This is a genomic window from Halorubrum sp. AS12, assembly GCF_051122765.1.
In the GTDB taxonomy this organism is placed as follows: domain Archaea; phylum Halobacteriota; class Halobacteria; order Halobacteriales; family Haloferacaceae; genus Halorubrum; species Halorubrum trapanicum.
The window spans coordinates 1,740,467-1,766,965 of record NZ_CP185385.1 but is presented as its reverse complement, the minus strand read 5'-3'; the positions used below and the strand labels follow the sequence as shown (position 1 = coordinate 1,766,965).

Annotated in this window: 23 protein-coding genes and 1 pseudogene; 14 read left to right on the top strand and 10 right to left on the bottom strand. The window is 69.5% G+C overall.

What is annotated here, in order from left to right; all coding sequences use genetic code 11:
* Window positions 1-9: 9 nt before the first annotated feature.
* Window positions 10-816 carry a serine hydrolase domain-containing protein gene (locus ACODNG_RS08875; RefSeq protein ID WP_434521018.1) on the bottom strand — a complete coding sequence of 269 codons (807 nt, stop codon included), beginning with the start codon at window positions 814-816 and terminating at the stop codon, window positions 10-12.
* A gap of 146 nt (window positions 817-962) precedes the next feature.
* Here ACODNG_RS08875 and ACODNG_RS08870 point away from each other — a divergent pair, with 146 nt between their 5' ends.
* Window positions 963-1,484: a small multi-drug export protein gene (locus ACODNG_RS08870; RefSeq protein ID WP_434521017.1), complete on the top strand. Its 522-nt coding sequence runs from the start codon at window positions 963-965 to the stop codon at window positions 1,482-1,484.
* A 17-nt stretch (window positions 1,485-1,501) separates the two neighbouring features.
* Here the strand turns inward: ACODNG_RS08870 and ACODNG_RS08865 are convergent, their stop codons facing one another.
* The gene (locus tag ACODNG_RS08865; RefSeq protein ID WP_434521016.1) at window positions 1,502-1,681 is read right to left on the bottom strand and encodes a hypothetical protein; all 180 of its coding nucleotides are present in this window, start codon (window positions 1,679-1,681) and stop codon (window positions 1,502-1,504) included.
* A gap of 105 nt (window positions 1,682-1,786) precedes the next feature.
* Here ACODNG_RS08865 and ACODNG_RS08860 point away from each other — a divergent pair, with 105 nt between their 5' ends.
* Entirely contained in the window at window positions 1,787-2,305 is a 519-nt protein-coding gene (locus ACODNG_RS08860; protein WP_434521015.1) for a GNAT family N-acetyltransferase, read from the top strand.
* A gap of 29 nt (window positions 2,306-2,334) precedes the next feature.
* Here the strand turns inward: ACODNG_RS08860 and rio1 are convergent, their stop codons facing one another.
* From rio1 to nasA (ACODNG_RS08845), 3 genes are all read right to left on the bottom strand, one after another.
* Window positions 2,335-3,366: a serine/threonine-protein kinase Rio1 gene (rio1, locus tag ACODNG_RS08855; protein WP_434521014.1), complete on the bottom strand. Its 1,032-nt coding sequence runs from the start codon at window positions 3,364-3,366 to the stop codon at window positions 2,335-2,337.
* Between the two features lie 112 nt (window positions 3,367-3,478).
* Window positions 3,479-4,777: an MFS transporter gene (locus tag ACODNG_RS08850; protein WP_434523083.1), complete on the bottom strand. Its 1,299-nt coding sequence runs from the start codon at window positions 4,775-4,777 to the stop codon at window positions 3,479-3,481.
* Window positions 4,778-5,234: 457 nt separating this feature from the next.
* Window positions 5,235-7,322 (bottom strand): assimilatory nitrate reductase NasA, encoded by a 2,088-nt coding sequence (gene nasA, locus ACODNG_RS08845; protein ID WP_434521013.1) that lies wholly within the window; start codon window positions 7,320-7,322, stop codon window positions 5,235-5,237.
* A gap of 461 nt (window positions 7,323-7,783) precedes the next feature.
* Here nasA (ACODNG_RS08845) and ACODNG_RS08840 point away from each other — a divergent pair, with 461 nt between their 5' ends.
* From ACODNG_RS08840 to ACODNG_RS08825, 4 genes are read left to right on the top strand one after another with little or no spacing between them, the layout of a single operon-like run.
* On the top strand, window positions 7,784-9,559 hold the full coding sequence (locus tag ACODNG_RS08840; RefSeq protein WP_434521012.1) for a nitrite/sulfite reductase: 1,776 nt from the start codon (window positions 7,784-7,786) through the stop codon (window positions 9,557-9,559).
* The gene (locus ACODNG_RS08835; protein ID WP_434521011.1) at window positions 9,552-9,749 is read left to right on the top strand and encodes a hypothetical protein; all 198 of its coding nucleotides are present in this window, start codon (window positions 9,552-9,554) and stop codon (window positions 9,747-9,749) included. Before ACODNG_RS08840 ends, ACODNG_RS08835 begins: the two co-directional genes overlap by 8 nt.
* The gene (gene nasA / locus ACODNG_RS08830; RefSeq protein ID WP_434521010.1) at window positions 9,746-11,917 is read left to right on the top strand and encodes an assimilatory nitrate reductase NasA; all 2,172 of its coding nucleotides are present in this window, start codon (window positions 9,746-9,748) and stop codon (window positions 11,915-11,917) included. Before ACODNG_RS08835 ends, nasA (ACODNG_RS08830) begins: the two co-directional genes overlap by 4 nt.
* 23 nt (window positions 11,918-11,940) lie before the next feature.
* Window positions 11,941-12,222 (top strand): DUF6360 family protein, encoded by a 282-nt coding sequence (locus ACODNG_RS08825; protein WP_434521009.1) that lies wholly within the window; start codon window positions 11,941-11,943, stop codon window positions 12,220-12,222.
* 20 nt (window positions 12,223-12,242) lie between these two features.
* Here the strand turns inward: ACODNG_RS08825 and hjc are convergent, their stop codons facing one another.
* Both hjc and ACODNG_RS08815 read right to left on the bottom strand, forming a co-directional pair.
* Window positions 12,243-12,788, bottom strand: a complete 546-nt coding sequence (gene hjc, locus ACODNG_RS08820; protein ID WP_434521008.1) for a Holliday junction resolvase Hjc — start codon at window positions 12,786-12,788, stop codon at window positions 12,243-12,245.
* Window positions 12,789-12,917: 129 nt separating this feature from the next.
* A complete protein-coding gene (locus tag ACODNG_RS08815; protein ID WP_434521007.1) occupies window positions 12,918-13,472 on the bottom strand; it encodes an NADPH-dependent FMN reductase in 555 nt (184 codons plus the stop codon).
* 455 nt (window positions 13,473-13,927) lie between these two features.
* On the opposite strand from ACODNG_RS08815, the pseudogene ACODNG_RS08810 reads away from it, so the two are divergent.
* From ACODNG_RS08810 to ACODNG_RS08800, 3 genes and pseudogenes are all read left to right on the top strand, one after another.
* Window positions 13,928-15,347, top strand: a pseudogene (locus tag ACODNG_RS08810) (phosphoglucomutase/phosphomannomutase family protein).
* Between the two features lie 143 nt (window positions 15,348-15,490).
* Window positions 15,491-15,853 (top strand): hypothetical protein, encoded by a 363-nt coding sequence (locus ACODNG_RS08805; RefSeq protein WP_434521006.1) that lies wholly within the window; start codon window positions 15,491-15,493, stop codon window positions 15,851-15,853.
* A gap of 61 nt (window positions 15,854-15,914) precedes the next feature.
* Complete coding sequence (locus ACODNG_RS08800; RefSeq protein WP_434521005.1) at window positions 15,915-16,658, top strand: DNA polymerase sliding clamp; 744 nt, start codon at window positions 15,915-15,917, stop codon at window positions 16,656-16,658.
* A 58-nt stretch (window positions 16,659-16,716) separates the two neighbouring features.
* Here ACODNG_RS08800 and ACODNG_RS08795 read toward each other — a convergent pair whose 3' ends face one another.
* On the bottom strand, window positions 16,717-18,546 hold the full coding sequence (locus tag ACODNG_RS08795; RefSeq protein ID WP_434521004.1) for a histidine kinase N-terminal 7TM domain-containing protein: 1,830 nt from the start codon (window positions 18,544-18,546) through the stop codon (window positions 16,717-16,719).
* 162 nt (window positions 18,547-18,708) lie between these two features.
* Complete coding sequence (locus ACODNG_RS08790) at window positions 18,709-19,302, bottom strand: DUF7474 family protein (protein ID WP_434521003.1); 594 nt, start codon at window positions 19,300-19,302, stop codon at window positions 18,709-18,711.
* Window positions 19,303-19,431: 129 nt separating this feature from the next.
* Here ACODNG_RS08790 and mdh point away from each other — a divergent pair, with 129 nt between their 5' ends.
* The 3 genes from mdh to ACODNG_RS08775 all read left to right on the top strand — a co-directional run bounded on the left by mdh (window position 19,432) and on the right by ACODNG_RS08775 (window position 21,182).
* Complete coding sequence (gene mdh / locus ACODNG_RS08785) at window positions 19,432-20,346, top strand: malate dehydrogenase (protein WP_434521002.1); 915 nt, start codon at window positions 19,432-19,434, stop codon at window positions 20,344-20,346.
* A 67-nt stretch (window positions 20,347-20,413) separates the two neighbouring features.
* Window positions 20,414-20,602 carry a DUF7554 family protein gene (locus ACODNG_RS08780; RefSeq protein WP_434521001.1) on the top strand — a complete coding sequence of 63 codons (189 nt, stop codon included), beginning with the start codon at window positions 20,414-20,416 and terminating at the stop codon, window positions 20,600-20,602.
* Window positions 20,603-20,615: 13 nt separating this feature from the next.
* The gene (locus tag ACODNG_RS08775; RefSeq protein WP_434521000.1) at window positions 20,616-21,182 is read left to right on the top strand and encodes a 2'-5' RNA ligase family protein; all 567 of its coding nucleotides are present in this window, start codon (window positions 20,616-20,618) and stop codon (window positions 21,180-21,182) included.
* A 696-nt stretch (window positions 21,183-21,878) separates the two neighbouring features.
* Here ACODNG_RS08775 and ACODNG_RS08770 read toward each other — a convergent pair.
* The gene (locus tag ACODNG_RS08770; protein WP_434520999.1) at window positions 21,879-23,501 is read right to left on the bottom strand and encodes a methyl-accepting chemotaxis protein; all 1,623 of its coding nucleotides are present in this window, start codon (window positions 23,499-23,501) and stop codon (window positions 21,879-21,881) included.
* Between the two features lie 146 nt (window positions 23,502-23,647).
* Between ACODNG_RS08770 and ACODNG_RS08765 the strand changes: the two genes are divergently transcribed.
* Complete coding sequence (locus ACODNG_RS08765) at window positions 23,648-25,432, top strand: excinuclease ABC subunit C (protein ID WP_434520998.1); 1,785 nt, start codon at window positions 23,648-23,650, stop codon at window positions 25,430-25,432.
* A gap of 423 nt (window positions 25,433-25,855) precedes the next feature.
* Window positions 25,856-26,440, top strand: a complete 585-nt coding sequence (thpR, locus tag ACODNG_RS08760) for an RNA 2',3'-cyclic phosphodiesterase (RefSeq protein ID WP_434520997.1) — start codon at window positions 25,856-25,858, stop codon at window positions 26,438-26,440.
* Window positions 26,441-26,499 lie beyond the last annotated feature (59 nt).

Sequence of the window (26,499 nt, the reverse complement as noted above, 5' to 3'; positions counted from 1 at the left end):
ATCAGGTAGCTACCGTCGTGCGGTTGCGTCGTGCGTTGTCGGTCCCCTCATCGACCTACTCGCTCGCTGCTCTCGCTCCGTGAGGTCGGAGGCTCCACCTCGAATTATGCTGAAACTGCTGTCGGCCATCCCGGCCGGCCGGAGGAGGGACTCGTCGATCGCCCGGTGGAACGGTTCGTCCGCGTGTGCCGCCAGCACCTGTCCCGCGAGCGCGTAGCCGAAGTTGGAGTACGACCCGATCCGCCCCGGCGCTCGAACGCGCTTCTGGGGATCGTTCCGGAGATACGACTCCAGCGATCGGAGATCGCCTTCGTCCGGGATCCACATCCCGCGGTTCGTCGACTCGAATCCGCCGCGGTGCGTGATGAGATCCGTCAGTGTGACCGGTTCGTCCTCGGACGCGTCTACCGGGACGTCGAGACGGCGGCTGACGTCGGCGTCGGGGTCGATCTCGTCTCGTTCGATACGGTCCATCAGCGCGGTCGCGACGACCGGTTTGGACACGGAGCCGATCCGGAACGCCGTCTCTTCCGGATCGACCGGAGCCTCGGTCTCTCGGTCGGCGACGCCGTACCCCTTGGCCACGGGCGGGGAACCGTCCGAGACGACGGCGACGCTGGCACCGGGAACGTCGTGTTCGGCCAGGCTCGCCTCGACCGCCTCGTCGAGGCGTCGTTCGACGTCGGACCCGAGTTGCTCGTTCGTCGCCGTGGACGGGGACGCGTCCGACGGTGAGACGGGCGGACCGGCGAGTGCGGCGGTACAGGCAGCACCGGTTCCAGCGAGGAACCGGCGCCGGGAGGGCGAACGTCGCATCACTGCGCGTGTCCAGCCGTGAGAACAAAAATGTTGGGCAGCTACCTCCTGAAAACTGTATTTCGTTCGTCGAATCGAGACGCGCGAAGGGACGAGCGCTTTCGGTGACAGAAGGTATTTGACCGGCCCGGACGTCGCGGCAATCGATGGTCCCCCTTCACCAGATCCCCCTCCTCGTCGACGTCGGCGCCGCCATCGCGGACGCCGGCGGCGTGGTCCAGTACGGTCTCGTGTTCCTGTTCGCCGCGTTGCCGTGGGTAGAAATCCTCGTCGTGATACCGGTCGGGATCGGCGTCGGGCTAAATCCCGTCACCACCGGGGTCGTCGCGTTCGCCGGCAACGCCGGGTCCGTCTACGCGCTGTTGCTCTCTCACCGCCGGATCGCTCGGTGGCGCGAGCGGCGACGGCCGGAACCGGCGGCCGACGACGACGACGCGACGAATCGCCGTCGCGAGTGGGCACGCAGGGTCTGGGACCGGTACGGACTCCCCGGGCTCTCGCTCGCGGCGCCCGTGCTGACCGGCGTCCACCTCGCGGCGCTCCTCGCGCTCGCCGCCGGAAGCCGTCGCCGGACGATCGGCGGCTGGATGACCGCGGGAATCGCCGCGTGGACGGTCGCGCTCGTCGCGGGGGCCGCGTTCGGAATCTCACTGCTCGGAATCGCCTGAGCCGGCACGCGAGGGAGTCACTCTCCCGCCTTCGTCGGGGTGATCTCCGCCGAACCGCACTCCGGGCACTGGTCGGCGTCGGCGTCGAACCGCGCGTCACACGACTGACACCGGTACGCTGCGGTTTCGTCGGCCGCTTCCATCGCGGTCTGTTTGAACTTCTCGACCCGTCGGCCGACCGTTTCGAAGAATCCCATCGGTTCGTTCCCAATAGCCGGTGGAACCGGATAAGCGTTCATCGGGGGTGACACGCTCGGCCACACCGGCCCAGTCGTTTTACCACAGCCCGCCGACTCGCGACCATGGAGATCCGCCCTCCCGAGACCGACGCGGAGATGCGGGAACTGATCCGGGCGCACGGCCTGTCGTGGCGGGAGGCGTACGACGGGATCCTCCCCGACGCGGTGCTCGACGCGATGACGGTCGACCCGACGCCGGCGGAGGTCGAGGAGTGGGCGGATGGATTCAGCGACGACGACAGCGCCGTCTTCGTCGCCGTCGTCGACGGAACGGTCAGAGGATTCGTCGACGTGCGCTGGGGCGCGGAAAACACGAAATCGTTCGTCGGTCCCGGGGAAGCCGGCGTGAAGGCGATCTACGTCCACCCGGACCGGTGGGGTGAGGGGGTCGGGACGGCGCTGCTCCAGCGCGGTCTCGACGCGCTGCCGGACCGCGTCGAGACGGTTCGACTCGAAGCCTTCGCCGACAACGACGTCGGTGCGCGATTTTACGAGGCGCGGGGGTTCGAGCAGGTGGACGCAGGCGTGACCGATATCGCCGACGAGGCGTATTTGACCGCGATCTACGCCCGCGACTGCTGAGTCCGAGAGCGGGCCGGAGCGTCGACCGGTTACGTCTCGTCCGCTCCCGCCCCCGACTCCCCCTCAGCCTCCCCGCCCGACTCCGGCTCCCCGCCCGACTCCGGCTCCGCACCCGACTCCGGCTCCGCACCCGACTCCGGCTCCCCGCTCGGGTCCGGCTCCGGCTCCGTCACGTACGCGCGGAGATCGTCGGGGTCGACGTCGATCCCCTGTCGCGTGAAGAAGGCCGCCACGTTCTCGCAGTCGCGCGCTAAGAACTCCCCGGCGTTCGGGTGGTGGACCGTCACGGCCTGTCCGAGATCGATGATCACCAGCTCGCCCTCGTGGATGATCATGTTGTACTCCGAGAGGTCGCCGTGGATCAGTCCGGCGCGGTAGAGCCGACGCATGTACTCGCGGACGACCTCGTAGGCGGTCTCGGGGTTCTCCACATCGACCTCCGAGAGCCGACGGGCGCGCTCCTCGGCGTGGCCGACCAGCTCCATCACGAGGACGTTGCGCTGGACCGCGATCGGTTCGGGCACGCGCACGCCGGCCTTCCGCGCGCGTTCGAGGTTCGCGAACTCCTTGCGCGTCCACGCCAGCACGACCGCCTTCTTGTCGCTCGCGATCCCCTCGAAGCGCGGGTCGCCCTCCAAGTAGTCGCGCATCTGCCGGAAGTTCGAGGAGTTGATCCGGTACACCTTCACCGCGACCTCGCGCTCGGGCGTGACCCCCTCCGGTCCGCCGCCGGCAGCCTCGGAACCGGGTTCCGGCCGCTCGCCCGCCTGCCCGCCGAGCGCCTCGAAGACGCTCGCCTCCTTCCCGGTGGACACCGGCCCGCCGAAGGCGTCGACGTAGCCGTCCTGCACGAGCTTGTACACCGCGGCCAGCGTGGCGTCGTCGAACACCGACTCCTGCAGCTTGAACTGCTCCGTGTCCTTGATCCGCTTGCGGAACTCGTCGAACTCGCGGTCCTGCCGCCGGGCGATCCGGTCGGACTCGGTGTCGGAGACGTCGAGCTGCTCCCACTCGTCGCCGGGCTGGTCCGCGGGTTCGAGCAGGCCGAAGTCCTCGCTCATTCGTGACCGGGTTCGGCGCCGCGAGGGATAAGCGAGGGGGTCCGCGGTCCGGCGGCGGGCAGCTCCGACCGAAAAAGACCCGCCCCCTTAGTCGGCTGCGACCGGCGAACCCTCAGTCGTCGGCGACCGGCGCCCCGTCGCTCTCGCCCACGAACCCGTCGTCGGTCGCCCGCTCGGCGATCCGGGGTTGGAACACCCACGCCGCCAGCAACACGATCGGGATCATCGAAACCCCGACGATCGCGTAGCCAGTGTGGAGGTTCGGCAGGAACGGGGCTGCGTACACCAGCGGGTAGACGATCCCGCCGACCGTGCCGACGCCCCCGACGACGCCGGCCACGGCGCCGGAGCTGTCCGGGAACATGGCGGGTACCTGCGCGAAGATGGCCCCCTCGGAGAACGCACAGCCCATCCCGACGAGGAACCCGGCGCCCACGGCGACGAGCACCCGGCCAGAGAGACCCGCGAGCGTCATCCCGAACATCGCGAGGACGACGAAACACAGCGAGACGAACGTCCACTGCTCGCGGTAGCGACCCGTGAAAAGCGGGATGATGTTCCGCTCGGCCCGGGCCAGCCGGTCGCTGACGTACCCGCCGATCGGGCGCAGCAGTCCGGCGGCGACCGAGAACGTCGCGGCGAACGTCGACGCCAACACGAGGTTCTGCGTGTTGAAGCCCTCGCGGTAGTAGGTGGCCAGCCAGCCGTTCATCGACAGCTCCAGCCCGAACGTCATCACGTACGCGAGCGCGAGGACCACCGTGCCGTACCTGGTCGCGGTGAAGACCCACTCTCGCAGCCCCGCCTTCTCCTTCGTCGACGCGCGCTTCTCGCTGCTCTTCGCGGCCTCGCCGAAGGCGTAGTAGACGCCAGCCAGCAGGATCGACACCACGCCCGTGTAGAAGAACGCGGCGCGCCAGTTCGTATCGAAGATCGGCCCGCTCCACCCCGAGGAGAACACCCGGGGGAGAATTAGCGCGCCCCCGGCCGCGCCGGCGTTGCCGATCCCGGCGTAGATCCCCTCGGCGGTGCCGAGCTCCTCCGCTTCGAACCACTCGGAGACGTGCTGGATCCCGATCACGAACGTGATCCCCGCGGTGGCGACGATCAGCCGCGCGACGAAGAACGTCGCGTACGACTCGGCAAAGGCGCTCCAGATCGAGAAGACGCCGACGTACGCCAGCACGATGGCGAAGATCGTCGGCGCCCCGAACCGGTCCGAGAGCCACCCCGTGAGGATCCGTCCGAACGGCGCGAGCCAGATCGCCGCGCTCGCCAAGACACCGATCTCGGCCAGCGACAGCCCGAACTCCTCGGCCATCGGCCCGGTGAAGGGCGCGAACGAGAACCAGATCAGGAAGGAGAAGTTGAACCCGACGGTCGCGAGCAGCAGCGTCCGGTACTTCGTCATCCGGATCGGACTGTTCACGCACACCACCCCTCGGAAACGCTCGCAGCCCGGCGGCCGGTCGCGGTAGACGGTGAAATCGGCGACGTGAGCCGGAGCGTCGACCGTGCGTGCGGGTATTTCGCTCCGAGTGTCGGTTCCTCGTCTTCTGCCGCATCGATCCTTCTGAACTTACGGTTATTCACGTCAACAAGGCATGAACGCGGGGTTAATAAGATAACTGGTGAACATATATACGAGAATAAGCAAGAGAACGGGTAATAGCAAAAGCGGTGTTTCGACGCACCCTCATTTCGTGTTTTCAAAGAAGAAATTTATTTGTGCGGTGAAATGTCTCGATTAGATTCACAAATCAAAATAATATACCGGGCTATTATTCATTATATGGTCAAAATCCGGATCTGCGGGGATCGGACTCTAATGACGAGACGAGAGGGCTCCGCGGCACAGCGGCGACGGTTTACTCCGAAGCGACAAGTTCGCGGTCGTGTGTCCGGCGTCGGTCCGGTGCCGAGATCCGTACCGCGCACTGCTTGAGGTTCGGTTCGGCTGAGTCCGGGTCGACCGCGGACAGCGTGAGTTCGTTGATCGCACCGTTGTGGATCGGTAGCCAGATCATCCCGGGCGGAATGTCGTCGTTCGGGCTGACCTCGACGCGAACGCTGGACCTGCGGGAGGTGATGACCGTCTCGCCCCGGTCGAACGCCTCCAAGTGCCGAGCGATCGTCTCGGGGTGGACCCGCGCCGTTGGCACGTCGACCCCGTCGTCGTCCCGCGTCCGAACGCCGGTGTTGTAAACGCCGTCGGCCCGGCCCGTCGTCAGCGTGATCGGATACTCGCCGTCGACCGGTTCCGGGACTTCGCTGTGCGCGACCGTCGAGAACTGCGCGCGACCGGAGTCCGTGTCGAACGACCAGTCACCGTCGTCGTAGTACCGGTAGCCGCCTTCCGCCTCTGCGGTCGGGGCGGGCCAGCGAACCGCCAGCTCGTCGGCGAGCCGGTCGTACGAGACCCCGGAGAGGTCGGCCGTCGACCCGACGGTGAGTTCGCGGATCTCGTCGAAGACCGCGGCCGGAGCCAGCGGCGGGTCGTCGAACAGACCGGGGTGGATCCGGTTGCCGATCGCCGCGATGATGTCGATATCTTGGCGGACTCCCTCCGGCGGGTCGGCCGCCGCGGTGACCCGCGAGACGCGGCGTTCCATGTTCGTCGTCGTCCCCTCGGACTCGCCCCACGTCGCCGCCGGTAACACCACGTCGGCGTGCTCGATGGTGTCCGACCGGAACGCGTCTTGGACGATGAGGAACGCGTCGTCGAGCGCGCGCTCGACGTGGCCGGCGTCGGGCATTCCGGCGACGGGGTTCGTCGCGACCGTCCAGCAGACGTCAACGTTGTCGCGAGCGAGCTCGTCGATGATCCGCACGAATCCCGGACCGGGGGAGTCCGGGAGCCGCCCGAGCGGCACGTCCCACGCGTCGGCGACCGCGCGCCGGGCAGCCGAGTCGTCGAACGGGCGGTGGCCGGGCCACGTCCGCTTCGAGGCGCAGACGCGGTTCCCCATCGAGTTCGCCTGCCCGGTCAGCGAGAACGGCCCGGTCCCGGGACCCATGTTCCCCGTCGCCAGACAGAGGTCGATGATCGCTCGGGCCGTCCCGGTTCCCTGAATGCTCTGGTTGACGCCCATTCCCCAGTAGACGAGGGTGTCCGCGACCAGCGCGTCGGCGATGTCGCGGACGCGTTCGACCGGGACGCCCGCGGTCGCCGCCGCGTCGGTCACGCTTGGGAGCGACTCGACGGTCTCGGCGTAGCCGTCGGTGTGGTTGTCGATGAACCGCTCGTCGACGGCGCCGGTGTCGACGACCCGCGCGAGCACCGCCCGCGCCAGCGCGAGGTCGGTGCCGGGGTCCGGCCGGACGTGGACGTCGGCGTCGGCCGCCGTCCGCGTCTCGACGGGGTCGACGACGATCAGTTCGCCGTCGCCCGCGGCGGCGCTGTTCGCGATCCACGAGTACAACACGGGATGCGCGACGGCGGGGTTCGCGCCCCAGACGACGTGGGTGTCGGCCATGGGCACGTCGTCGTACGTCGGCGGCGGCCCGTCGCTCCCGAACGCCTGGGAGTACGCCGCGACCGCCGAGGCCATACACAGCGTCGTGTTCGCGTCGTAGTGCCGGGTCCCGAAGCCGCCCCGGGCCAGCTTCCCCAGCGCGTACGCCGCCTCGTTCGTCTGCTGCCCGCTTCCCAACACCGCGACGTTGTCGGGGCTCTCGCGGATCGCCTCGATGAGCCGCGTCGCGACGACGCCGAGCGCGGTGTCCCAGTCCGTCGGTCGAAGGGATCCGCCGCGGCGAATGAGCGGCTGCGTCAACCGCTCTTCACCCGGGTTCTCGGTCTCGTCGACCCCGCGCTGACAGTTGAGACCGCCGGTCGCCGGATGGTCTGGGTCCCCGGAGACGTCGACGATGCGCCGGTCGTCGGCCGCCGCTTCCTGGAGGTACCCGCAGCCGACCGCGCACCGCATACAGGTGGTCGGTTGCCGTTCCGTCATGTTCGAACCGGTGGCGGTCGAACTGATCGATCGTCGGTTCCGTGCCCGTCGCTATCAAAGGACATTCTAACTGAGTACACAGTGGCCCGTGCGGCAGATAACTGTTGTTTGTAATCAAAGACCATCGTGTATCGGGCGTTGCGGGCGTCTCGCGCGATATCAGTGAAAGGAACATCAATCGATGGAGGATCCTTAATCGATATCGCGCTGAGACCGCTCGGTTTCGATATCCAACCTACGAGCGCGATCGCTTTGCGGAAAATGAATTCTTCGTAGATATGTCGTAATTATCCGCCGCGGGCGAACGGGATACCGCTCTGTCGATCAAAACACCATAATTTCTGTATTTATTAAACGAACAACACTATATGCCACGATACACATTCGAGAGTGAGACAAATGAACCAAATACTCAAAAACTCGGCAATAACACGCCAATTTATCAACTCGGGTGGGGGCGCGTGACGAACAAGAAGGAGACGTGGAAAGACGGGATGTACGGCGACGAGGTCAGAGCAAAGATCCTGGAGTTCGCGGAGACGGGGTGGGAGTCGATCCCGGACGAGGAGCGCGACATGTGGTTCTCGCGGTTCAAGTTCTGGGGCGTCTTCCACCAGCGGTCCGGACAGGAGAGCTACTTCATGCTGCGGCTGGCGAACGCGAACGGCCTCCTCACGGCCGAACAGCTGCGCGCGGTCGGCGAGGTGGCCGCGGAGTACGCCAGGGGACCGGTGTCGAACCCCGAGTTCGGCGACGCGTGGATCGACCTCACCACCCGCCAGTCGATCCAGCTCCACTGGCTCAAGCTCGAAGACATCCCGGCGATCTGGGAGAAGCTCGAAGGCGTCGGTCTCTCGTCGCGCTCGTCGGGCGGCGACACGATGCGGAACATCTCCGGCTGTCCGGTGGCCGGCCGGGATAAACACGAGTTCGTCGACGCGCAGCCGGTGCTCGACGAGATCACGTCGAAGCTCCGGGCCGACGACGACCTCGCGAACATGCCCCGGAAGTTCAACATCAGCGTCACCGGCTGCCGCGAGGGCTGCGCGCAGGACTCGATCAACGGGATCGGTCTCGAACCCGCGGCGAAGACGGTCGACGGCGACGAACTGCGCGGGTTCAACGTCCGCGTCGGCGGCGGTCTCGGCGGGCGCGAACCCCGGAAGGCGCGGAGCCTCGACGTGTTCGTGGCGCCCGAGAACGCGTACGACGTCGCCAGGGGGTTCGTCGAGCTGTACCACGAACACGGGAACCGGGAGAACCGTCAGAAGAATCGGAGCCGCTTCTTCGTCGACGACTGGGGTACGGAGGAGATTCGCGAACTCCTCGGGGAGTCGTACGTCGACTTCGACCTCCGGCGCGAGGGGGAGAACCTCCGCGACCAGTACACGTACAACGCCGGCGAGGCGCCGTCGGAGGGCAAACACGACCACGTCGGCGTCCACGAGCAGACCGACGGCGACTACTACGTCGGTCTCGCGGTGCCGATCGGACGCCTGACCGCCGAGGAGACGGTCCGGCTGGCCGACCTCGCGGCGACACACGGCTCGGGGGAGATGCGGCTCACCCGGCGGCAGAACCCGCTGATTCTGGACGTCCCCGAGTCGGAGCTGGACGACCTGCTCGACGCCGACCTGCTCGACACGCACAGCCCCGAGCCGAACGTGTTCACCCGGGGCGCGATGGCGTGTACCGGGACCGAGTTCTGCTCGCTGGCGCTGACGGAGACGAAGGCGAGGACGGCGGCGATGCTCCGCTGGCTGCGCGCGAACGTGGACCTGCCCGACGACGTCGAGCAGATCAAGATCCACTACTCCGGCTGTACGGCCGACTGCGGCCAGGCGATGACCGCGGACATCGGCTTCCAGGGGATGCGCGCGCGGAAGGACGGCGAGATGGTCGAGGCGATAGACGTCGGCGTCGGCGGCGGGATCGGCGCCGACCCCTCCTTCGTCGAGTGGATCAGACAGCGCGTCCCGGCCGACGAGGTGCCCGGCCTGCTGCGGAACCTCCTGAACGCGTTCGCGGCTGGACGGACCGAGGGACAGACGTTCAGGGAGTGGGTCGAGGAGACCGGCGAGGAGGCGCTCGTCGAGCTCGCCGAACCCGAGGAGACCGACTACGAGGACCCCTGTCTCACCGACGCGAAGCGGTCGTGGTACCCGTTCGCCGACGGCGAGGGTCCCGCGCCGACCGACGTGGACGGGACGCCGCTGGCGACCGAGAGCGATGACTGACCCGACCGCCGAGGCGACTCCCGAGCAGGGCGGTGACCGTGCCGAAGCGGTCGCCCGCGTCGGTACCGGCGAGGAAATCCGCGCGGGCGCCGACGGGGAGTCGACCGCCCCGGTGGCGTCGATGGACGTCGCCCCGGAGCTGTTCCCGGCGGACGCGGCGGACGACGAGACGGAGCGGGGTGCGGAGTGAACGACCCCGTCCCGACCACGTGTATGCGGTGCGCGGTCGGCTGCGGCCACCTCACGGGACGGGTCGACTCCGGGTACGGGATCGACGGCGTCCGCGGCGACGTGGCCCATCCGACGAACCGCGGTCTCGCGTGTTCCCGCGGCATCGGCGAGACCCAGAACCCGGACGGCGAGTGGCTGACGCGGCCGTACGTCCGGCAGGAGGGCGAACTCCGGCGCACCACGTGGGACGTGGCGCTCTCGCGGATTGTCGACGAGTTCAGCGACGTACTCGACCGGAACCGCGACGGGCTGGCGGTCCTCGGGAGCGGGCAGCAGACGAACGAGGCGGCGTACGCGCTGGGGAAACTGGCCCGGGGCGGCTTCGGGACGCGACACTACGACGCGAACACGACCCTGTGGATGGCGAGCGCGGTGACCGCGTATAATGACGCGTTCGGCAGCGACGCGCCCCCGCCGACCTACGACGACATCGAGGACGCGACGACCCACGTCGTCTGGGGGGCCAACCCCGCCGTGGCCCACCCCGTGCTGTTCCGGTGGATAGTCGAGAGCGCGACCGACGGCGAGAGCCGGCTTATCGTCGTCGACCCCGTCGAGACGAAGACCGCGAAGGCGGGCGACCGTCACGTCGCGCCCGACCCGGGGACTGACCTCGCGCTGGCCCGCGCCGTCCTCGCTCGGGTGGTCGAGCGCGGCGAGGTGGACGAAGCGTTCGTCGAGGAGGCGACGACCGGCTTCGAGGCGCTCCGGGAGTCGCTGCCGGATCCGGAGTCGGCCGCGGCGACCGCGGGCGTCTCCCTCGCGACCGTGGACGCGCTCGCCGACGCGCTCCGCGATCCGACGCTCGCCTACTGGGGGATGGGCGTCAACCAGAGCGCGCAGGGGACCGACACCGCTGGCGCGCTGATCGACCTCTGTCTGGCGACCGGCAACATGGGACCCGGGAGCGGGCCGTTCTCGCTGACCGGACAGGCGAACTCGATGGGGACGCGCGTCTGTTCGTCGAAGGGGTCGTGGCCGGGGATGCGCTCGTTCGAGGACCCGGCCGAGCGGCGGACGATTGCAGAGGCGTGGGACGTGCCCGTCGAGCGCCTCCCGGACGACTCCGGTCCGGGACCAGTGGGGATCACGGAAGCGATCGGCGACGGCTCCGTCGAGGCCCTCTGGGCCGTCGCGACGAACCCGGCCGCGGGCCTCCCGGACGCCTCGGCCGCCCGCGAACGCCTCCGGGAGACGTTCCTCGTCGTTCAGGACGCCTTCCACACCGACACCACCGAGTTGGCGGACGTGGTCCTCCCGGCGGCGACATGGGGCGAGTCCGACGGCACGGCGATGAACATGGAGCGGCGGATCTCGCGCGTCCGCCCCGCCTCGGACCTCGCGCCGGCCGTGCGGACGGATCTGGATATCATCACGTCGATCGGAGAGGCGCTCGTCCCCGGGCTGTTCCCGGCGACCGAGCCGGAAGCCGTGTTCGACGAGTTCGCCGCGCTCACCGCGGGGACGGACGCCGACTGCTCCGGCGTCTCGTACGACCGACTCCAGGAGGAGCGGGCCGTCCGCTGGCCCGCGCCGTCCGCGAAGTCGGCGGGCGGGTACCGCTACCACGACGATGGCGACTGGTCGTTCCGGACGCCCTCCGGCCGCGCGCGGTTCTCGACCGGGACGCACGCCGGCGTTCCAGAACCGACCGACGAGTCGTACCCGCTCACCCTGACCACCGGCCGCGAGTCCGACGGGTACAACACCGGGATCCGGTCGCGGGACGGGGACGCGGAGTCCGCAGTCGTCGCGCGGGTGAACCCGGACACCGTCGAGCGCCTGAACGGCGGGGCGGAATCGGCCGGGGAAGCGAGCCCCGCGGACGAGGGGGAAGCGGGCGAGGCGGAAACGGGCGAAAAGGCGGCGATCGCGGCCGACGAGACCGCACGTCTCACCTCTCGCCGCGGGTCGATCTCCGTCCGCGTGACGAGCGATACGGCCGTCCCGGCCGGAACGGTCTGGCTGCCGATCCACCGCGGCGCGACGAACGAGCTGACGTTACCGGTCACCGACCCGCGCTCGGACGAACCGAACTACAAGCAGTGCGCGGTCGCGCTGGAGCCGACAACCGACGGGGTCGCCGCCGAGGAGCAGGCTCGAACCAAACCGACCGCCGACGACTGAGACTCACCCCCGCCACGCAACCCATGTCAAACCGAATCACGACCGTGAACGCGTACACGACGCTCGACCTCGTCGCCGCGGCAGTCGAGACCCACGAGACCGCCCTGTCGCTCGACGGGGTGGTGGACGTCGCGGTCGCGGACGACTCGCCGGACTGCGTCGTGCTGAGCGTCGAACTGGACACGGTCGGCGTCGACGAGATACCGCCCCACGCCGACCGCGTTCGGCTGACTCCCGAGCAGGCGGAGACGCTGGCCGACGACCTGAACGAGTACGCCGAGGACGCGAGGAGCGAGTCCGATTGAGAACCGAGCTCCCCTGGCGGTCACAGCACGTCGAGCGCGTCCTCGACCGGCATGTGGCCGTCGCGGACGGCCTCTAAGATCGCCCGGCGCTCCTCGGTCTCCGGGTCGGTCGCGTTCGCGTCGTCGCCGTCGCCGACCTCCGCGAGCGTCACCTTCTCCGTCTCGCCGACGAACTCGGGGAAGTCGGTGCCGTCGGCGAGCGCCGTCTCCTTTTTGACGCGGTAGGAGCCGGCGTCGGTGGTGTAGAGGTCGCCGGGGTGGAAGAAGTACCAGTCCTCGCGGTCGAACCGCACCGCGATCCGGGCTTTCGCGCCGAAGTTCCGCGCGAAGAACAAAAGCGCCTCCACCTCCTCGCCGGTGAGGTAGATGGGGTCGCCCGCGCTCGACTTCGCCTCGATGGCGTAGAACGTCTCGCCGTCGCCCGCGAGCACGTCCGGCAGCTCGCGCTCCGTGGCGGAGCCGCTGGCCGGCGCGCGCATCACGGCGAACCCCGCCTCGTCGAGGTCGTTCACCAGCTCCCGCTCGCGGCGATCTCCCTTCCGGTTAGCGGACACGGTCGTCGTCACCCGGTTCGGTCATGGGGGTCGTAGACGCGAGCCGGGCAAAAGCCCGACGGGTTGGCGGGGCGTCGGGGGAGAGGGCGCGGGGCGTCGGTGGCGCGACTGCGGGGCGTCGGTGGCGCGACCGTCGCGCCCTCACTCCCGCATCCGTTCGGCGTGTTCGACGACGACCCGACCCAGCCGCTCGGTGCGGCGCCGGAGGTCCTCGTCGGTGATCCGCGGTTCTCCGCCGGGGGCGGCCGCGCCCGTCTCGACCTTGGAAGAGGCCCCCTGGATCCCGACCTCGTGGGGGACGGTCCACGCGTGGACGTTCCGGAACGTCGACCGGAGGTGTTCGAGCGTCCCGCCGTAGGAGCCGCCGCCCGCGGTCGTGAGCAGCCCCACGGCCGTGTCCGCGTACTCGTCGGAGCCGCAGAAGTCGTGGAAGTTCTTGAACGTCGACGAGTAGGAGCCGCGGTAGACGGGCGTGCCCGCGAGGACGCCGTCCGCCTCGCGGACGCGCCGTTTGAGCGCCTCGCTGTCGCCCTGCGCGCCCTCGTCGGGGTGATATAGTGGGAGGTCGACGGCGGCCAAGTCGATCATGTCGGTCTCCGCGCCGGCGTCGGCCGCGGCGTCGAGCGCGACGCGGAGCGCGGCCCGCGTGGTGCTGTCCGCGCTCCGGCTACCGGAGACGGCGACGATTCGGGTCATACGCCGGGTTCGGGACCAGATAATAAAAACGGGGACGATCGACGGGGACCGGATGCGAATTTCTGGGCGGCGGCGGTTCCCACCGACACTCAGGAGCGCTTCGCTCCTCTAAAGTTCTAGCCAATCGTTTATAAACGGCTGACCGCTGACCGGCGGCGAACACCGCCAAAGCCCCAGCCTCGTCAGTCGCCGGAGCGAAGCGGAGGCGACTGACTCCAGCGAGAATCGAAGATTCTCTGGCAGCCGGCGCGTAGCGCCGGCGACCTCGCGCGTGCGGTCACCGGACTACGTCCGGCTGCCAGAGGGACCTTCGGTCCCTCGCTGTTCGCGCCGCGCTGCGGCGCTCACCGGCACGTGCCACCGCGGTTTATTTATAAACAGTCGCTATCGGCTCGCTGGCGCAAGCCTCGCGATTGACACCGGACATTATTGTCCCCGCCGCCGACGTGGTCGACATGGACCAGATTGCCTTCGGCACGGACGGCTGGCGCGCGACGCTCGACACCTTCACCGACGAGCGCGTGCGGATCGTCGGGCAGGCGGTGGCTGACCACCTCGCGGCGGCGGGTCGCGACGAACCGGTCGCCGTGGGGTACGACGCCCGCGAGACCTCGGAGGGGTTCGCGGAGAGCCTCGCGGAGGTACTCGCCGGCAACGGGTTCGACGTAATCCTCCCCGAGCGCGACGCGCCGACGCCCGTCATCGCCCACGCCATCGTCGACCGGGGGTTGGCCGGCGCGTGTATGGTCACCGCCTCGCACAACCCGCCCGAGTACAATGGCGTGAAGTTCATCCCGCACGACGGCGCGCCCGCGCTCCCGGACGTGACCGAGGACATCGTCGACCGGCTCGCGGAGCCGGATCTCCTGCCCGAGGCCGAGCGCGGCGCGGTCGAACGCCTCGACCTCGTGAGCGACCACGCCGACGCGGCCCGAGAGCTGGTGGGGCGCGTTGCCGGAGGCGGGACCGACGGAGGGAGCGGCGCGGTCGACCTCTCCGGACTCACGGTCGCGTACGACGCGATCGCACGGGAGCGGGCGCGGCGTCACGGACGCCCTGCTCGAATCCGCCGGCGCGGAGGTCGTCCGCCTGCGCTGCGAGCGCGACGTGACCTTCGGCGGCGACTCCCCCGAGCCGTCGGCGGAACACCTCGGGGGACTGGCCGAGCGCGTCACCGACCCCGAAAGCGACGTGGACCTCGGAGTCGCCAACGACGGCGACGCCGACCGGATCGCCGTCGTCACGCCCGAGCGCGGCGTCCTCGACGCGAACCTCTTTTATTCCGCCTGCTACGACCGGCTGCTGGAGACCGACTCCGGCCCGGCGGTCCGCACCGTCTCGACGACGTTCCTCGTCGACCGGGTCGCGGAGGCGCACGGCGAGGACGTGTACGAGACCCCGGTCGGCTTCAAGTGGGTCGCCGAGGCGATGGGCGAGCACGACGCGCTGTTCGGCGGCGAAGAGTCGGGCGGGTTCACCCTCCGCGGCCACGTCCGCGAGAAGGACGGCGTGTTGATGGCGCTGCTCGCGGCCGCGACCCACGCCGCCGAGCCGTTCGACGCGCGCGTCGACCGCCTGCTCGACGAACACGGCCACATCGCGGCCGGGAAGGTGTCACTCGACTGCCCCGACGACCGGAAGGCGGGCGTCCTCGACGAGCTGGAAGACCACATCCCGGAGTCCGTCTGCGGCTCCCCCGTTGCGAAGGTCGTCACCCTCGACGGGTTCAAGCTCCTCTTGGAGAACGGCTCGTGGCTGCTCGTCCGCCCCTCGGGCACCGAGCCGAAGCTGCGGGTGTACGCGGAGTCCGACTCGGAGGCCGCCGTCGACGACTTACTCGCCGAGGGGCGCGAGCTCGTCGAGCCACTGATCTGAGACAGGTGAGGGAGCTGGCCGGCGGTGACCATTCGGAGAGCCGCCCGTCCACACGAGTTTCAGTTCCACCTTGCGTTCGGCTCGTTTATTTATAAATTAATCTCGTAGGGTCGCGTACGGCCGGACACCGGCCGACTCGACCGATGATCGACGAGTCACTACCGACGGCGGACAGCACCGACAGCGAACCGAAGCCGAACGACCGCGACGAGACGCCGAACTGCGACGCGACCGATCGCAGCGCGACTGACCGCGACGCGATCGACCCGTCCCGCGAACCGGCGGCGACCGACAGGGAGCCTCGGGAGGAACCGGACCGAGCCACCGACCCGCCGCCCGACCGGATCGACGGCGACGCGGCCTGCGAGTGCGACCCCGAACCGGACGGCGGGGACGACGAGTCCGACGGGACCGACGGGCGCGAATATCGGCTCGAACGGCTCCGACTGTGGCGAACCGTCGTCACGCTCGCGGTCGTCGTCGCCCGCCTCATCCGGTCGCTCTGAGCGGCCGGTCGCCGCTCCGATCGGGTGCCTTTTTAGGTGATACCGCCCAAGTTGAACGTATATGTTCAAGGCCATCGTGGGCGCGTCGACGTTTCAGGACGCGCTCGATTCGGTGAGCGTGTTGGTCGACGAGTGTAAGATCCGCCTGAACGAGGAGGAGCTCTCCATCCGCGCCGTCGACCCCGCCAACGTCGGCATGGTCGACCTCACGCTGGAGGCGGCCGCGTTCGAGTCGTACGACGCCGACGGGGGCGTCATCGGCGTCAACCTCGCCCGCTTGGAGGACATCGCCGGGATGGCGAACTCGGGCGACCTGATCCACCTCGAACTCGACGAGGAGACCCGCAAGCTCCACATCGAGATAGACGGCCTATCCTACACTCTCGCGCTCATCGACCCCGACTCGATCCGCCAGGAGCCGGACATCCCGGACCTCGATCTCGCCTCCGAGATCGTCGTCGAGGGCGCACAGCTCGACCGCGGGATCAAGGCCGCCGACATGGTCTCCGACCACATCCGCCTCCGCGTCGACGAGACCGACGAGGCGTTCTTCATCGAGGCCGAGGGCGACACCGACGACGTCAACCTCAAGCTCGACCGCGAGGACCTCATCGCGCTCAGCGCCGGGGCCGCCGACTCGCTCTTCAGCCTCGATTACCTGAAGGACATGAACAAGGCGATCCCCTCGGACGCCGAGGTCACCGTCGAACTCGGCGAGGAGTTCCCCGTCAAGCTCCACTACGGCTTCGCAGAGGGACTTGGAAATGTGACATTCATGCTAGCCCCCCGCATTCAGAGCGACTGAATCGGCCGAATTCGACGTTTTAGGAAGTCGACCGCGACCGCTCCGTTTTCCGCCCGCGTCACTCCCCTTCGACGACCGGGATCGACACCGTCACCCGCGTCCCGCGCGGCTCCCGGTCGTCGTACGTCACGTCGGCACCGACCGCGGCGGCGCCCCACGCGACGACCCACAGCCCCAGCCCCGACCCGTGTTCGAGGGCGGTCTCCCGCCCCGACTCGACCGCCTCGACCTCGTGATCGGGGATGCCGGGGCCGTCGTCCTCGACCGTGAGGACGAAGCGGTCGTCGCCGGCGGCGTCGCCCTCGTCGTCGGCTTCCTCACGACGGAGCGCGACCCGCACCCACGTCTCGCCGTCGTCTCGTTCGGTGCCCTCACCGTCGTGGTGGTCGATCGCGTTCTCGACGGTGTTCTCGACGACCGCCTGAAGGGCATCGGGTCGCACGCGCGTGGTCCAGTCGACGTCGACCTCTCCGCCGTCCTCGGGGTCGACGGCCAGCTCGACGGCGGCGTCCTCGTCGCGCTCGCGGGCGTCCGCGACGACCGAGTCAAGGAGGTCGCGGACGTCGGTCGGTTCGGGGTCGGTGTCCGCGAGGAGCCGCTCGACGGTGCCGGCCTTCTCGCCGAGCGCGGTCAGCGCGCCCGCGCGGCGCTCGATGGCGTCGGCCATCCGTACCAGTTCCGGCTCCTCGAGGCGGTCCCGGAGGATCTCGCCGTAGCCGTGGACGACGCCGGCGTCGTTGCGGAGGTTGTGGCGGAGGATTCGGTTGAGCACCTCCAGCTGCTGGCGGCGCCGCTCGCGCTCGGTGACGTCCGAGAGGACGACCGTGTACCCGACGTGCGTCCCGTTCGGGTCGGTCAGCCGGGAGACCGATACCGCGTAGGTGCGGCGACCGGTGCCGGCGACGGCGTCGATTTCGACCGTCTCGCGGGAGCCGCCGGCTGCGTCCTCGTCGGCGCCGGACTCGCCGCCGCTCGGCTCGTCTACGCCGCCGTCGCCGATTCGGACCGGCAAGTCGAGGAAGTCGGCGAGCGGGCGGTCGCGGACGGTCTCGGCGTCGACCCCGAGGACCGCCTCGGCGGCGGGGTTGAGCCGGACGACGCGGCTGTCGAGCGCGAGCGCGACGACCGGATCTCGGAGGTCGTCGATCGCCGTGCGCTCGGCGGCGCGGCTGGTCGTCGGGTTCCGGTCGAACATCTCCGCGCGGTCGAACGCGTACGCGTCGAGGATCATATGCGGGACGAACATGATCGGCGCGAGCTGGAGCTGCGGGACCGGACCGAGCCCCAGCGTCCACGCGACCAGGGCGAACCCCGGCGGCAGCGAGCTCAGCGCGACCGCGGCGCTCTCCCGGCGGTAGAGGGGACCGTAGCTGAGCAGCGTGTCGACGAGGAGGAAGACCGCGCTGGCGACGAGGACGGTCTCGACGGCGACCGTCAGGTACGCCCACGGGCCGAACGCGTACGAGACGGTCTCGACGCCGAAGGCGGGGTCGCGCCCGAATTCGGTCCAGAACGCGCCGTGGAGGGGGTTCGTTGCGAGGAGCACAGAGGAGAGGAGACCGAACCCGGCGATCGCCGCGAACAGGCGGCTCCGGACCACGTCGCTCCGGCCCGTGTACTCCAGGGCGAATCCGAGGAAGGCGATCCCGGTCCAGATCACGCCGAGCCACATCGTCGCCTCCAGCGCGGCCCGGAGCGTCGGGTCCGCGACGAGCAGCCCAACCCCGTAGGAGCAGCACCACGTCGCCTGCGCGGCGAACACGCCGAGGAACCAGTCGACGCCGGGGCGACCGCGGTGTTCGCGGATCGCCCACGCGAGCGCGAGCGCCCCCGCCCCGCCCGCGAGCGATCCGACGGCGGGCCACGCCGGGACGAGGTCGAAAGCCATGTGTGGAGTACGACGGCGACGGAGCGCGTAAAACTGTCGTGCGGCGACGGAGCGCCCGTCGCTCGCGCGGTCCGCCGGTCCATCGCCCGGTTCGGCGTCCGAACGCCGCGGCCACGGGGGTGGAGAGCCGGCGCTTAACGCGGGGTCCGGAACCGACCCGCGCTACAGGTGGCGCTCGATAACGCGTTTCGCGGCCTGTCCCTTCTCCTTCCAGCCGTACCCCTCGTCGTACACGTGGCGCTTGGCGTCGACGAGCTCCCCCGGGGTCGACTCCTCGAAGCCGCCGCGGTCCCACGCGCCCGACTCGTGGAGCCACTCGATCACGTTCTCGCGCGTTTCGGGCCACGAGAGACCGACCATCTCGTACCACGCCACCATCGCGAACACGGCGTTGTCGTGACAGCCGGGGACGGAGCCGTGCTCGTAGACGGTCCGCATCGGCTCGCGGGTCGGCTCGGAGACGCGCTCCTTGAACTCGGCGGCGGTGAGCAGGCGGAGCCGGTCGCCGTCCTCGACGACGCGCTGGTCGCGTTGAAGCGCGCCGAGCGCCGCCTTGTGGAGTCCGCCCCAGTCCGCCGGAATCGCGTCCCGCAGTGTCGCCTCCGAGAGACCGTCGGGCTCCGCGGACAGCACCGACAGGAGATCCGTGTACGCCTTCTCGACGGTCGGCCAGCTCACGCCCTCGAACTCGCAGTCGGCGTCGTGAAGGCTGTTCGTCGTCCGACAGCCGGGACACGGGTAGCGGAACGTCGGCACTGGGTGGAAGTGTGCGGCCGCCGGAGTTAGGGTTTTCGCGACGGGCCGGGGGAGAGACGACCCGAGATAAGCACGGACGTTCGTGAGGTTCCGAAACGTTTACTCGCCGCCCGACCCCGAGTTCACGGTATGACAAAGGTCAGCGTCATCGGTGCGGCGGGGACCGTCGGAGCCGCGGCCGGCTACAACCTCGCGTTGCGGGACGTGGTCGACGAGCTGGTGTTCGTCGACATCCCGGACCAGCGCGAGACGACGATCGGACAGGCCGCCGACGCGAACCACGGCGTCGCCTACGACTCGAACACGACCGTCCGGCAGGGGGAGTACGAGGACACCGCCGGCTCGGACGTGGTCGTGATCACGGCCGGCATCCCGCGTAAGGAGGGCCAGACGCGGATCGACCTGGCGGGCGACAACGCGCCGATCATGGAGGACATCGGCTCGTCGCTCGCCGAGCACAACGACGACTTCGTCACCGTCACCACCTCGAACCCGGTCGACCTGCTCAACCGCCACCTGTACGAGGCGGGTGACCGCGACCGCGGCAAGGTGGTCGGCTTCGGCGGGCGGCTCGACTCCGCGCGCTTCCGCTACGTCCTCTCGCAGCGCTTCGACGCGCCCGTGAAGAACGTCGAGGCGACGATCCTCGGCGAGCACGGCGACGCGCAGGCCCCGGTCTTCTCGAAGGTGCGCGTGAACGGCCGCGACCCGTCGTTCGACGCCGACGAGAAGGAGGAGATCCTCGAAGACCTCCAAGAGTCCGCGATGGACGTGATCAGCCGGAAGGGCGCCACGCAGTGGGGGCCCGCGACCGGCGTCGCCCACACCGTCGAGGCCATCCTCAACGACACCGGCGAGGTGCTCCCCTGCTCGGTCGTGCTCGACGGCGAGTACGGCTACGACGACACCGCTCTCGGCGTCCCCGCGAAGCTGGGTTCGAGCGGGGTCGAGGAGGTCGTCGAGTGGGACCTCGACGAATACGAGTCGGAGCTGCTCGACGAGGCCGCCGAGAAGCTCTCCGAGCAGTACGAGAAGATCGCGTAGGGCGTTTCACGGAACTCGCTCGCCGCCAGCCACCGGATTTTTACCGCTGCCGCGCGCTCCTCGGAGCATGAACCGCGCCGAGATCGACACCGACGACCTTCTGAAGGTCGTGCTGCTCCTCGTCGTCGTATGGCTTCTCTTGGAGATCGTCGGGACCGTCCTCGATATCGCCTTCTGGCTGCTCGACGCCCTCCCGACGCTGATCGGGATCGCGCTCGTCGTCGTGATCGCCTTGCACCTCACCGATCGGATCTGAGGCGGACGGCGACGTGTTCAGCCTCAACGTCCCGCTGCCGCCCGCGGTCGAGCGGCTCGCGGCCGATCTCCACCCGAAACTAACGGGGTTCGACCGGGTGCGCGACCGCCACACCCTCGTCTGTAAGCGGTTCGGCGTCGGAGACGTCCGAAGCGGGGACCGCGAGGAAGGCGAGGGAACAGGTGAGCGAGACCCCCCGCCCCGGCAGGAGGCCCTCGACCGCCTTCGCGAGCGCCTCCGCCGTCCGCTCCGCGGGACCGACCCCTTCGAGGTCTCCGTGACCGGAATCGAGGTTTTCGACGCGCCGCAATCGGGGTCGCGGCCGGTCGTTTACTTGGCGGTCGAGAGCGACGAACTGGTCCGGCTCCATCGGCGGCTCTGTGAAGCGTTCGGCGCGGTGGAGGGGATCGAGGGCAACGAGTACGTGCCACATATCACACTGGCGCGTGGCGGTAATCCGGAGCCGGGCGCGGTCGCCGACCTCGTCGACGCCGAGTTCGACCCGATCCGGTGGCGGGTCCACGCGATCGACGTGTGGGACCCGGAGTACCGGGAGGTCGCCGCGAGCGTCGATCTATAAGTGATCAAGTGGGGATCGGCGACGAACACCGCCAAAGCCCCAGCCGCGAGGACTCGCGCGACTCGCTGCGCTCCTCACTCGGTCGCTGACGCTCCCTCGTTCCGGTGCTTGCGTCGTCGAGCTTCGTCCTCGCGGCTGCCCCTTTGAGTCCACCCCGCACCGCACAGCACCGCGCCTCACGCCTCCCCAGCCTCGCCGCTCGCTCCGCTCGCGGCGTCCCTCACGCGTGCGACTCACGCCCTGCGGGCGCTCGTCGGCACGCGCCGACCGTGGGGGTACTAATTCATACGTGGACGACGGTCGAGACCGACTACGCGTCGTCGACCCCGCTCGGCTCGTCGACCGCATGGTGCGGCCCCACCGGCCCGTGCGTCGGGCAGACGCCGGCGATGGGGGTCGCGTTGAGACAGCAGGCGTACTGTGGCTCGCGACCGCGCCGCGAGTGAGGGGTTCGCCAGCGTTCGCTGGCGCTGCCACGTCTCGCCCTCGCTCACGAGGAGGCCGTTCCCGAACAGGGGGTCACCGAGCGGTCCGGGCGGCGTGACAGACAGACAGTTTCTGGGGTCTGAGGAGGTAACGTTCGGCGGGGCGCGAAGCGCGGACGGGAGAAAAGCGGCGGAGTTCGAGACGGGACGGAGTCGGGAAGAGACGGGACCCAAGACGGGGAGGTCGCGAGATCGCGGAGCGGCGGGAGCGTTACCGCGCGTCGAGCTGTTCGACGCGGGCGATCAGCTCGTCGACGGCCGCCTCCTGGTCGTCGGTAGCGTCGACGATGCGGTCGGTCGCCTCCTCGGTGCGGTCGGACCGCTCGCGGACCGCCTCCAGCGATGAGGTGAGCTCCTCGACGGTCGCTGCCTGATCGTCGGTGGTGCGCGCGACCTCGGCGACGCCCGCGGCCGCCTCGTCGACCGCGTCGGCGATCTCTTCGAGGGAGTCGAGCACCGTCTCGATCTCGGTGCCCGCGTCCTCGATGCGGTCGTGGGAGCGCTCGACGGCGGTCGTAGTCTCGGCAGACTGCGCCTGGAGCTTGTCGAGGCTCTCCGTGATCTCCTCGGTGTAGCCGCGGGTCTCGTCGGCGAGCTTCTTCACCTCCTCGGCGACGACCGCGAAACCGTCGCCGCCGTCGCCGGCCCGGGCGGCCTCGATGTTGGCGTTCAGCGCGAGCAGGTTCGTCTGCTCGGCCACGTCGGAGATGACCTCGATGACCTCCTCGATGTCGTCCATGCGCTCGGAGAGCGCGCCGACGCTCTCGACCAGCTCGTCGCCGATCTCGACGACGTCCTCGGTCGCCTGGCGCGCGTCCTCGCTGGCGTCAAGCCCCTCGTCGGCGGCGTCGGCGGCCGCCACCGCGGCGGAGTCGACCTGATCGGCGGTCGCGGCGACCTCCTCCATCCCCGCGGAGAAGGACTGCATCTCGGAGACGCTCTCTTCGAGGAGCTCGTTCTGCTCGTCGACGTTCTCGGCGATGTCGGCGGCCGCGGCGCTCGCCTCGTCGACGGTCGCGTCGAGGTCGCGCGCCTTCTCGTGGACGCCCGAGGAGAGCTGGTCGAGGTTCTCGGCCATCCGGTTGACAACGTCGATGACCCGAACTAGGTCCTCGCCGAGGTGCTCGAACGAGTCACGACGGCTCGCGCGGGCGTCGAGGTCGCCGTCGCCGATCGCCTCCGCGGTCTCGCGGACCTCGGCGACCAGCTCGCCCGTGGCGTCGCGCTCGTTGACGTTCTCCGTGCGGTCGATGACGACCTCCGTCACGCCGACCAGCTCGTCACCGTCGTACATCGGCGTCGCGGTGAACTCGATGTGCTTCTCGTCGCCGTGGCGGTCGACCATCGTGCTCGTGTCGCGGTAGCGGGTCCGCGCCGAGCCGCACCGCTCGACGCCGTGGACCTCGTCCGCGTCCTCGGGCGCGTCGAGCACCTTGTCCGCGAGGGTGTCGGCACGCCGGCCGTCGGGGTAGAACAGCTCCGAGGCGTAGTCGTGGCCGAGGGCGTCCGCGCGCTCGACACCGGTGAGCGCCGCGAGCGACTCGTTCCACTCGGCGACGTTCCCCTCCTCGTCGAGGATGAACGTCGGGACCCCCGTGGCGTTGAACACCTCGGCGAAGCCGGCACGGGCCAAGGCTCCGGTCCGGTCCGCGCCGTCCTCGTCGGTGACCGCGTGGTCACCGTTCTCCTCGCCGGCGGCCGCGTCGCCGGGTGCCTTGTCCGTCGGCCCGTCGGAATCGGGGGCGTCTTCGACGACGACGCCCCCGTCGGGGACCGACCGGGAGTCGCTCCCCCGACCGAATACGTTCCGCAGACGCTCGCGAAGTCCCGTCATGTCTACGTCACCGTCTCACAACCGGCATCATAAACCGCACGCCCCGGTGTTCACGTTTGATAATCCGAGTTCACGACGGAGCGGGAGGAGAACGTCCCGGCCCGCAGCGTTCAAACGCGTTCGGCGGCTACGGCGATCCGAGACCGATGGACGCCGACGCGGTGCGCGAGCGGGCCGGAAACCTCCCGACGGAGCCGGGGGTCTACCAGTTCCGCGAGGGCGAGACGACGCTGTACGTCGGGAAGGCGCTCGACCTCCGCGATCGAGTCCGGTCGTACGCGGACCCGCGCTCGGGCCGGATCCGCGGGATGGTCGAGCGCGCCGACCGGATCGAGTTCGCGGTCACCGACACCGAGACGCAGGCGCTGCTCTTGGAGGCGAACCTGATCAAACGGCTCCGCCCGCGGTACAACGTCCGGCTGAAAGACGACAAGTCGTACCCCTTGGTCGCCTTCTCCGACCACGAGGTCCCCAGAATCGAAGTGACCCGCGACCCCGAGGCGGGCGCGGTCGCGTACGGCCCGTTCACCGACGTGGGCCGCGTCGAGACCGTGGTGAAGGCGGTGCGGGAGGTGTACGGCCTCCGCGGCTGCTCGGACCACAAGTACGAGGGCCGCGACCGGCCCTGCCTCGACTACGAGATGGGGATCTGCTCGGCGCCGTGTACCGGCGAGATATCCCCCGAAGACTACGCCGAGGACGTGGCGGCCGCGCGGCGCTTCTTCGAGGGCGAGACGGGCGTTCTCGCCGATCCCCTGCGGCGCCGGATGGAGACCGCGGCCGAGGCGAACGAGTTCGAGCGCGCCGCGAACCTCCGCGACCGCCTCGAAGCGGTCGAGGCGTTCCACGGCGAGGGCGGCGAGGCCGTCAGCGACCGCACCGACGACCGCACCGTCGACGTGCTGGCGGCCGCGGTGGAGGGCGACACCGCTCGCGTGGCCCGGCTCCACAGCGAGCGCGGCCAGCTGGTCGACCGGACTCGGCACCAACTCGACGCGGCGGCGGTGGAGAACGCGAGCGGGGAGGGAGCGGACGAGGAGGACGAGGCGGACCCCGACGCCAACACCCCCGCGGCCGTCCTCGCGGCGTTCCTCGCGCAGTACTACGCCGAGCGGGAGTTCCCGGACGCGGTCCTCCTCGCCGAGCGGCCCGCCGACCCGGACGTGGTCGACTGGCTGGAGGGTGAGGGCGTGGCGGTCCGGGTCCCCGGCGCCGGCCGCGAGGCGAAGCTCGTCGAACTCGCCCTCAAGAACGCCCGGAAGCGCGGCGGGCGCGACGACCCTGCCGGCGCGCTCGGCGAGCGACTCGGAATCTCCCGCCCCGCCCGGATCGAGGGGTTCGACGTGAGCCACGCGCAGGGCACCGCCGTCGTCGGCTCCGACGTGTGCTTCGTCGACGGGAGCGCGGAGACCGCCGACTACCGGCGGAAGAAGCTCACCGAGCGTAACGACGACTACGCCAACATGCGCGAGCTGATCCGGTGGCGCGCCGAGCGCGCGCTCGACGGCGAGGACGACCGCCCCGACCCCGACCTCCTCCTCATCGACGGTGGCGAGGGGCAGCTCGGGGCCGCCCGCGACGCGCTCGCGGAGACGGGCTGGGACGTGCCCGTCGTCGCACTCGCGAAGGCCGAGGAGCTGGTCGTCACCCCGACGGGCACCCGGCGGTGGGACGACGACGCGCCCGAGCTTCACCTGCTCCAGCGCGTGCGCGACGAGGCGCACCGCTTCGCCGTCTCCTACCACCAGACCGTCCGCGACGAGGTGAAGACGGTCCTCGACGACGTGCCCGGCGTCGGTCCCCAGACCCGCCGCCGGCTCCTCCGGCGGTTCGGCTCGGTCGAGAACGTCCGCGACGCCTCCTGCGACGACCTCACCGACGTCGACGGCGTCGGCGACGCGACCGCCGAGACGCTCCGCGAACGCTTATAAACCGATCCGCGGTGGCGCGTGCCTCCGAGCGTCCGAAGGACGCGAGGAGCACGCGCGAGATCGCCGGCGCTACGCGCCGGCTGCCAGAGGGACCTCCGGTCCCTCGCTGGAGTCAGTCGCCGGAGCGAAGCGGAGGCGACTGACGAGGCTGGGGAGGCGTGAGGTGCGGTCGCGGTGCTGTGCGGGGTGGGACTCAAAGGGGCAGTCGCGAGGACGAAGCACGGCGACGCAAGGACCGCAGGGAAGGAGCGAAGCGACTGACCGAGGACCGCAGCGAGCCGCGCGAGTCGTCGCGACTGGGGCTTTGGAGGTGTTCACCGTCGATCTGCTGATTGGTACTTATAAACAAGCGGCAGGCTTTTCCACCCCGTTCCCCACGTCATCAACGATTTATAAGCAAACGCGATCGATCCATATTCGATAATGCGCGCGTTCTTCGCCGTCGACCTCCCGGAGGCCCTCGCGCCCGCTATCGGTGACGCCCAAGCCCCCTTCGCGGACGCGTCCGGAGTCAACCCGGTCGACCCCGAACAGGCGCACGTGACGCTGAAGTTCCTCGGCGATGTGCCTGAATCCGACGTTGGAAGCGACCCCGACACCCCCACCGTCGAGAACGTGATCGAAGCCGGCGAGCGCGCGGTCGACCGCGCCGCCGTCGCCCCTTTTAAATGTACGATCACCGGCCTCGGCGTCTTCCCGAACCGCGAATATATCTCGGTCGTCTGGACCGGATTCGACCGCGGCGGCGACGACCTGGCCGCGCTCCACGACGCCCTCGAAGCGGAGACGACCGCGCTCGGCGTCGACCCGACCGACCACGACTTCACGCCACATGTCACGCTGGCCCGCGTCGAGAACGCGACCGGCGCCGAGGCGGTCCGCGACGCGCTCGACGACGAGGACCCCAAGGTCGGGTCGTTCTCGGTCGACGAGGTCCGACTGATAAAATCGACGCTGACCGAGTCGGGACCGGAGTACGCCGTCGTCCGAGAGTTCGGTCTCGGATGAGCCGAGGTGACCTTCGTCTCCCGAGTGATTCTCACCGCTGATAGCCGCGGCCGTACGTT